Raw genomic sequence first — 6,458 nt, 5'->3', positions numbered from 1 at the left:
TTAAATGTAAGCTTATGATTTTTGTTGAGTAATTTATTCCTTGGAAGTCCCTAAATCCGCATCGATGGATGTTCGTCCATCATCCGCCAGTAATAGCCTTTGGGCAGCGACGACACCCTACCACCGCAACGATACAAAAAGATTGGCTCACCAGAGCGCACAACTTTTTTAACTTTCTGCTCTAAACTGGGGTCTGGGTTATCGCTGTCGTACCAAATAATGTGCGACTTTCCGTTATACCCAGCCGCCATTAAGCTAGCAAACAGCCACTCCATCAGCGATTGAATCTGCTGTTGCTCAATATGAGAGTTTAGTTGCCCGTAGCTTTCAATAGTTGGCTGGGCTGGTTTGGGTTTGAGGAAGTTTAAGAATTTCATGAGGGTGAGAAACGCAACTATTACCAGGGTTCCCATTTGTTGAGGCGATCTGCCTACGGTGGGCGGTTACGCCATCGCACTCCTGGCAACAGTGCGATCGCCACATGTAAGGGCGGGTACGCCATCGCTCCAGGGGTGCAATTTTGACTCGAAAAGAATTTTTTGTCAGATGCTTTGGGTGCTATAACCTAAAAGAAGTGTCAAAAGCTACTTAACCCAACGTTTAGTTGCCTCTGCAATGCGTTCCCCAAAGCGTAGTGAAGTCAGGTAATCACCCGAATCTAGCACTGGTTCCTTGCCGCTCATATCGAGTTGGCTTTGACCCATGACACCTAAAAATCCTCCCAGTCGATTTACCCCATCATCTTTACCAGATAAGAAGCTTTGCAAGTCACCGACATTTACCCAAATCATGCCGTGCTGGGCTGCGTTGGTAGCTAAATAGAGGAGTGTGCCTTGCTTGTCACCACTAGGGGAGCTAGAGTGAGTAAAACCCGCAGCGATTTTGTCTTTCCATCCGTGTCGGAACCAAACTTCGCTAGCAGCATCAATAAATGCCTTGAACTGAGCCGCTACACCACCCATGTAGGTAGGAGAGCCAAAAACAATCGCATCAGCTTGGTTGAGCTTTTCTAGTCCCTCATCGTTCTTCCAACGACCATTGACAATCTGCTCTCCAGTAACCCGTAGCAGTTCAACAGTGGTATCTTCAACTTTAGTTGCACCTTCGGCAATAGCTTGGGCCATAAGATGAGTATGACCTGCACCAGAGAAATAGATAATCGCAACGGTGGGCATAGTAACTAAGGTCAAATTTTTGACTGAAACTGAACGAGAAATATCATAAAGACTACTGTCGGGTCAAGTAAAGTAGCCACTCTCTTTCGTTATGTTGAGTACTCTTGTTTACTGTTGAAAATGGAGGAGCGATGCCTGCGGCGGTAAACTACGCTCTATTGCTGGCTTTTCCTCGCTTGTATTTTATGAGGGTAATGCCAATTTACAGTGTTTAGGTGATAATACTGAAGCGGTCATTACCGCCATAAAAAAGCCCCTCTGAAGGGGGCTTTTGATGTGGTTGATGTTTTTTCCACGAAAAGAAGAGGATGTTTCAGGTTCAGTATAAGGATTTCTGTATATCTGCCCATAGTAGCAACTGAATCAGTGGATGCTTTGGGCGATCGCTGACTCTTCAAAATCGCTTTACAACAACTGAATCAATAAAGCTGATTTTCACTACGAGGAGCGATCGCTCTTTTTGGTGTTTCCTCTAAGAATTTTAGAGGGGCGATGCCTGCGACGGTAAACTACGCTCTATCACTCCCCATCCTTAACCTCTAACTGATAAATCCGCATCGATGGATGTTCGTCCATCATCCGCCAGTAGTAGCCTTTGGGCGGCGACGACACCCTACCACCGCAACGATACAAAAAGATTGGCTTACCAGAGCGCACAACTTTTTTAACTTTCTGCTCTAGTAGGATGTCTGGGTTATCGTTGTTGTACCAAATAATGTGCGATTTTCCGTTATACCCAGCCGCCATTAAGCGCGTAACCGCCCAGCGTAGCTGATCGCTCCTCGGTTCTAGGGGATAAGTGGGAGGGCGATCGCTTCTCAGTTCTTTGAGGTATAACTTGTTAACAGGTTTTTAGTTCTCTTGGAAGCAGGGCGATGGCGTAACCGCCCAGCGTAGCTGATCGCTCCCGCTCCAGGGGTGCAATTTTGACTCTCAAAAGACACACTGTTAAGTCGCTTGAATGCAAGCACTGTTGGGCGGCGGTCTCGGGCAAACGCGCAACCACCTCACTTCAAGACTGACAGCTAGCCTACCGACAGACTTTCCACTACCTCATACAAATGAGCATCGAACTTCGCTATCTCCATGATCGGTTTCATGTGCGCCGTCGCTTCCGGGTTCTTTTGCATCGCCTCGAAATCCTCACGCGTGCGCCACTGGGCATAATTCGTCACTCGCACCCCGTCCGAACTCTTATGAATATTGGCCGAGACAAAGCCAGGTAAATGCTTCATCGTTTTTTCGGTGGCCTCGACGAGCATCTCGACCAATCTTTGTTGGTTCTCCGGCTCGACGGTGAAGACGTTAATGAGCGTGATAACTTGATTGTCTTTCGAGATTGTGGTCATCATCCCCCCTTTTAATATTGACGTTTTGGACGCTTAGGAAGCTACCACAGAAGCGATCTCAAATATACACCCGATTTATATTCAAGCGAGCCGCCCAACTACAGTGTACCCGCCAGTTTCAAGGCATACATCGATCAGATTGTGAGAGTCAATAAAAGTAGTTTGAACTCAAATACCAACTTATGACCCATTGTTGGGAAAACGGAAAAAAGTGAACCTGCTGTTTCCAGGCGCAAGTCTCCTCTTCAACGCAGGTATGGGGATGCGCGATGGCACGGAGTGCCCACCAAGGGCCAAGGGCTATCGCCTGACTATTCATTCACTACTCATTCATGAAAAGCTGTAATCTCCATCTGGTATGGATTTCCGCTTTTATTCGTGCCATTCAGCGTTGATAGCCTGCTACAACGAACTTGATATAAATCTTTCTGAAGAGGGACGGACTTACTTAAACCTCACGAGAATATGGAAAAAGTGAGGGGAGCTTGTCATAACCGATAAAACCTGTAGTCTGGAGTTAATAATAATGACCGATGTGACAAATATAGCGACTAAGCTTGCTGATCTAAAGCTTTTTCAGAATGTTCTGTTGGAAACTGAGCAAAAGTTAATAGCACAGACGGACGACAATACGATTTGCGAGCGGCTCGAAGGAATGATTAAGAGCGATCGCGAAAATCTCGGCATCATCGAAGCAGCTATTTCTAGATACGGCAACGCAGCAGAACCTCGCGACATTACTCAACAACATGCCCAGAAGGTAAGCCAAATGATGAGCGGTTCCGAGCTAACTCTGTATGACAAGTACTTACAGCTTGAGTTGCTAAAGCATCAACAGACAATGACCGGGCTGGTTCTACACAAGGTTGCCCAGTCCTTGAATGATGACCTTCAAGATTTGATGGAACCGCTCAACCGAGTTAATTTTGAAAATCGCGCTCACCAAGAGATTCTTAAAGGCGTTCTTTACTTCGTCGGAACGCGAGAGATAGCCGGTAAGGAACCTGACATGGGTCTGTGGGCTAGCATTGAACAGGGAATTGCAGCCCTTAAGGGTGCTGTAAGCAGCGCGGTAAGCTAGCAATGAGTGGCAGAGGGCGCGTCATTCATGGGAGCGTAATAGATTCAGATGATTTATGCATCTGTCACTGTACAGCGTACCCGCCCGCTCTTAGTGCGATCGCACCTCTACCGCGTTTAATTTTTCCTCTAAGAATTCTATAAAGGCGATCACCTACGGTGGGCGGTTACGCCATCGCTTCTTGCGTGCAACTTTATGGGATGTAAGGGCGATGCCTACGGCGGGCGGTTGCGCCATCGGACTGTGAGATTTTTATACAAAGATGGAGAGCAGTGATTAGCAGTATTAAAACCCGCTATTGATTTACTCTACTTCTGCCTCTAATTCCTTGAATTCTTTGTACTGTCTATCTTTGTGCTGCCAGTATTTATTGACTGTTTCTTTAGCTGCAACTGCACTTTCATATTCTGTTCCACCTTGGAGAGTCAATCTTTCTCTTACTTTTTTCCGAAGGTCAGAGATGATTTTACCGTTAACTTTGCGGGTTTTAGCCCAATCTAAAATAGTTTCTGGATAAGAACTAGTGCCAATATATTTACCTTGAATAATTTCTGGTAGACTGTAAGCTTTTAGTTCGCTTACCCAATAGTAAATAAATTTGAGGTCTGGGTCTTTTTCCGGAATATTCTTATTTGGGTTATATATGCGAAAAGTATCACTTAAGGGATTAGTAACACCTGATTGCATCTGCCACTGCCAATTATCAATTGCTAAATCTCCATCTACTAAATAGTTCATATAATGTCTAGCGCCGTGATGCCAGGAAATACCGCAATTGATAGTTAAAAACGTTGCACACATCGCCCTCATGCGAAAATTCATCCAACCCATAGTTTTTAGTTGTCGCATACTGGCATCTAGGAGGGGAAAGCCTGTTAACCCTTCAAGCCATGCATGAAATAGTTCTTGTTTTTCTGGTGGTAACTCTAGGGGTGTATACCATTCATCAAATTCTGGATAACGGTTTTTGTAAGCTATTTCTGGGTAAAAATAAAGGCGCTGTGTAAAACTATCATGCCAGCGTAAGCGGTCACGATATGCTTTTAAGGAAAATTCTGCCTTGGGTTGATTTGTAAGTTCTGCTGCCCTTGCCTTAGTCTCTTGGTAAACAATGCGAGTTGAAATTGTACCAAAAGTCAGATGTGGTGATAGGTGAGATGTTGCTCCAAGCTGTGCTAACCAAGGGCGTGAAAGTTTCCAATGATAACCATTAAATCTACTTTTCAGAAATGAATTTAATGTAGCTTGTGCCTGTGTTTCTCCACCAAGAAAATATACCTGTTCTGTTTGCAAAAAAGCATGATATTTCTGTTTTAGTTCTGTAAATGTTAGCTGGGGAATATTTAAAGACAGTGCCGGAGTATTAATACTAGTAGGTTTTGGGTAAACAGATTGTCTTTGATATGTGTAATATTCGTTAAACCACTGCTCACGTTTATCTTGTGATTGTAAAAAGTTATTTAGTCCCAGATGATATTCGAGATTTAATGCTTGATACAAATTAACTATACTTTGATCTCGGCTAATACCATACTCAACTTGTACATCACGATTAAAGTAGAGTTTTGGTCTATGTCCCTGCTGTATTAATTGTTGAGTTAATTCTTGTATAATCTCTACAGCATTACCTTCAAATAATATTAGTTTGCTGCCTAATTTTTGTAAATTGCTATCTAGATTCTCTAAAGACTCAAACAAAAACCGCACCCGTGCTTTACCTACATCGACCCACTGATAAAACCAAGGGTCGATGATAAAGAATGGTAAAACTGCGGCATTATTAGCAGAGGCTAAGGCGACAATTTCGTTGTCAGCCAAACGTAAGTCTCGACGAAACCACAGAAGGTGCATAAATTAATTTTCTATATCACTTAATAATACAATTGTACTAAATAATTTGAATGGTAGAACTAAAACTATGACCTACGCCTACAGCATGGATGACGCGGTGCAGGTAGCTAAACAAGCTGCTGCTGACATTGAGGCGTGGTTATGGTCAAAGTCAGAAACAAGGAGCGTTGTTAATGTTGAGGATGACCCCAACTTTCAACACAGAGATATTGACCTCATTTGGACAACGCAGACGGGTGAAATTTTGATTGAGATTAAGGGCGATAGGTGGAATAAAACTCGTAACTTGTTCTTCGAGACACACAGCAATCTAGAGAAGGGAACCCCCGGCTGCTTTATGTACACTGAGGCGGATTGGCTATTTTACTACTTTGTTAACACCTGCCAACTGTACAGGCTACCAATGCCAAAAACACGGGAGTGGTTTCACATCACCATGAAGCGGTTTCGGGAGCGCTCGACTACAACACCAGTTGGGAATAGCTATTACACCACTGTGGGGGCGACTTGTGCCGATTACGACGGTGATGATGGAAGTGGCGCGTGTCAAGATGGAGCAGCTGTAGGGGGCGAGGGGGCGATCGCACTTTTAAGGCACAGTTATAAATAAAGTTGCCGTATTTGCAGAGTGTGAATATCGTTTTTGGTCTAAAAGTGTTTTACTTTAGTGACAAATATTTTTAAGCGTTAATCAATTTTAATTATTGATATTGAATTTTGTTGGATTTTTGTAGGCGGAAGTGTTTTTGCCGGGTAACTCATTTAGGATAGGCTAAATTGTTCATTAGATATTTATGTCTAGGCATTTAGAGCGATTATTGCAAATTGATTCGTTGCTCAGAACGACCACCCGACCAACAACTTTAAGCCTTGCCGAAGCTTTAAAAGTTAGTGAGCGGACAGTTCGCAGTGACTTGGCTTTTTTGCGCGATCGCTTTAATGCTCCTTTAGAGCTGATTCGTAAAGAAAATCTAAAGAGAACAAAGCCATACTTTACTCAGG

Annotated in this window: 8 protein-coding genes; 3 read left to right on the top strand and 5 right to left on the bottom strand. The window is 43.8% G+C overall.

What is annotated here, in order from left to right; all coding sequences use genetic code 11:
• Nucleotides 1-50 precede the first annotated feature (50 nt).
• The 4 genes from ACFFAP_RS34550 to ACFFAP_RS34535 all read right to left on the bottom strand — a co-directional run bounded on the left by ACFFAP_RS34550 (nucleotide 51) and on the right by ACFFAP_RS34535 (nucleotide 2,527).
• The gene (locus tag ACFFAP_RS34550) at nucleotides 51-413 is read right to left on the bottom strand and encodes a hypothetical protein (RefSeq protein ID WP_375515439.1); all 363 of its coding nucleotides are present in this window, start codon (nucleotides 411-413) and stop codon (nucleotides 51-53) included.
• Between the two features lie 171 nt (nucleotides 414-584).
• Nucleotides 585-1,190 (bottom strand): flavodoxin family protein, encoded by a 606-nt coding sequence (locus ACFFAP_RS34545; RefSeq protein WP_375515438.1) that lies wholly within the window; start codon nucleotides 1,188-1,190, stop codon nucleotides 585-587.
• Between the two features lie 504 nt (nucleotides 1,191-1,694).
• Nucleotides 1,695-1,922, bottom strand: a complete 228-nt coding sequence (locus tag ACFFAP_RS34540) for a hypothetical protein (RefSeq protein WP_375515437.1) — start codon at nucleotides 1,920-1,922, stop codon at nucleotides 1,695-1,697.
• Between the two features lie 278 nt (nucleotides 1,923-2,200).
• Nucleotides 2,201-2,527, bottom strand: a complete 327-nt coding sequence (locus ACFFAP_RS34535; protein WP_375515436.1) for an antibiotic biosynthesis monooxygenase family protein — start codon at nucleotides 2,525-2,527, stop codon at nucleotides 2,201-2,203.
• A 523-nt stretch (nucleotides 2,528-3,050) separates the two neighbouring features.
• On the opposite strand from ACFFAP_RS34535, the gene ACFFAP_RS34530 reads away from it, so the two are divergent.
• Nucleotides 3,051-3,605, top strand: coding sequence for a hemerythrin HHE cation-binding protein (locus ACFFAP_RS34530; RefSeq protein WP_375515435.1), 555 nt, complete (start codon nucleotides 3,051-3,053; stop codon nucleotides 3,603-3,605).
• A 303-nt stretch (nucleotides 3,606-3,908) separates the two neighbouring features.
• On the opposite strand, the gene ACFFAP_RS34525 is transcribed toward ACFFAP_RS34530, so the two are convergent.
• The gene (locus ACFFAP_RS34525) at nucleotides 3,909-5,456 is read right to left on the bottom strand and encodes an FAD-binding domain-containing protein (RefSeq protein WP_375515434.1); all 1,548 of its coding nucleotides are present in this window, start codon (nucleotides 5,454-5,456) and stop codon (nucleotides 3,909-3,911) included.
• Between the two features lie 67 nt (nucleotides 5,457-5,523).
• On the opposite strand from ACFFAP_RS34525, the gene ACFFAP_RS34520 reads away from it, so the two are divergent.
• Nucleotides 5,524-6,066 (top strand): hypothetical protein, encoded by a 543-nt coding sequence (locus tag ACFFAP_RS34520; protein ID WP_375515433.1) that lies wholly within the window; start codon nucleotides 5,524-5,526, stop codon nucleotides 6,064-6,066.
• Between the two features lie 184 nt (nucleotides 6,067-6,250).
• Nucleotides 6,251-6,458, top strand: a 208-nt coding sequence (locus ACFFAP_RS34515; RefSeq protein WP_375515432.1) for an HTH domain-containing protein, incomplete at its 3' end; no start/stop codon positions are given.

This window comes from uncultured Nostoc sp. (assembly GCF_964245575.1).
Lineage (GTDB): Bacteria > Cyanobacteriota > Cyanobacteriia > Cyanobacteriales > Nostocaceae > Nostoc.
Note: the sequence above shows the minus strand (reverse complement) of the source record. Positions and strands in the feature narration are given on the sequence as shown.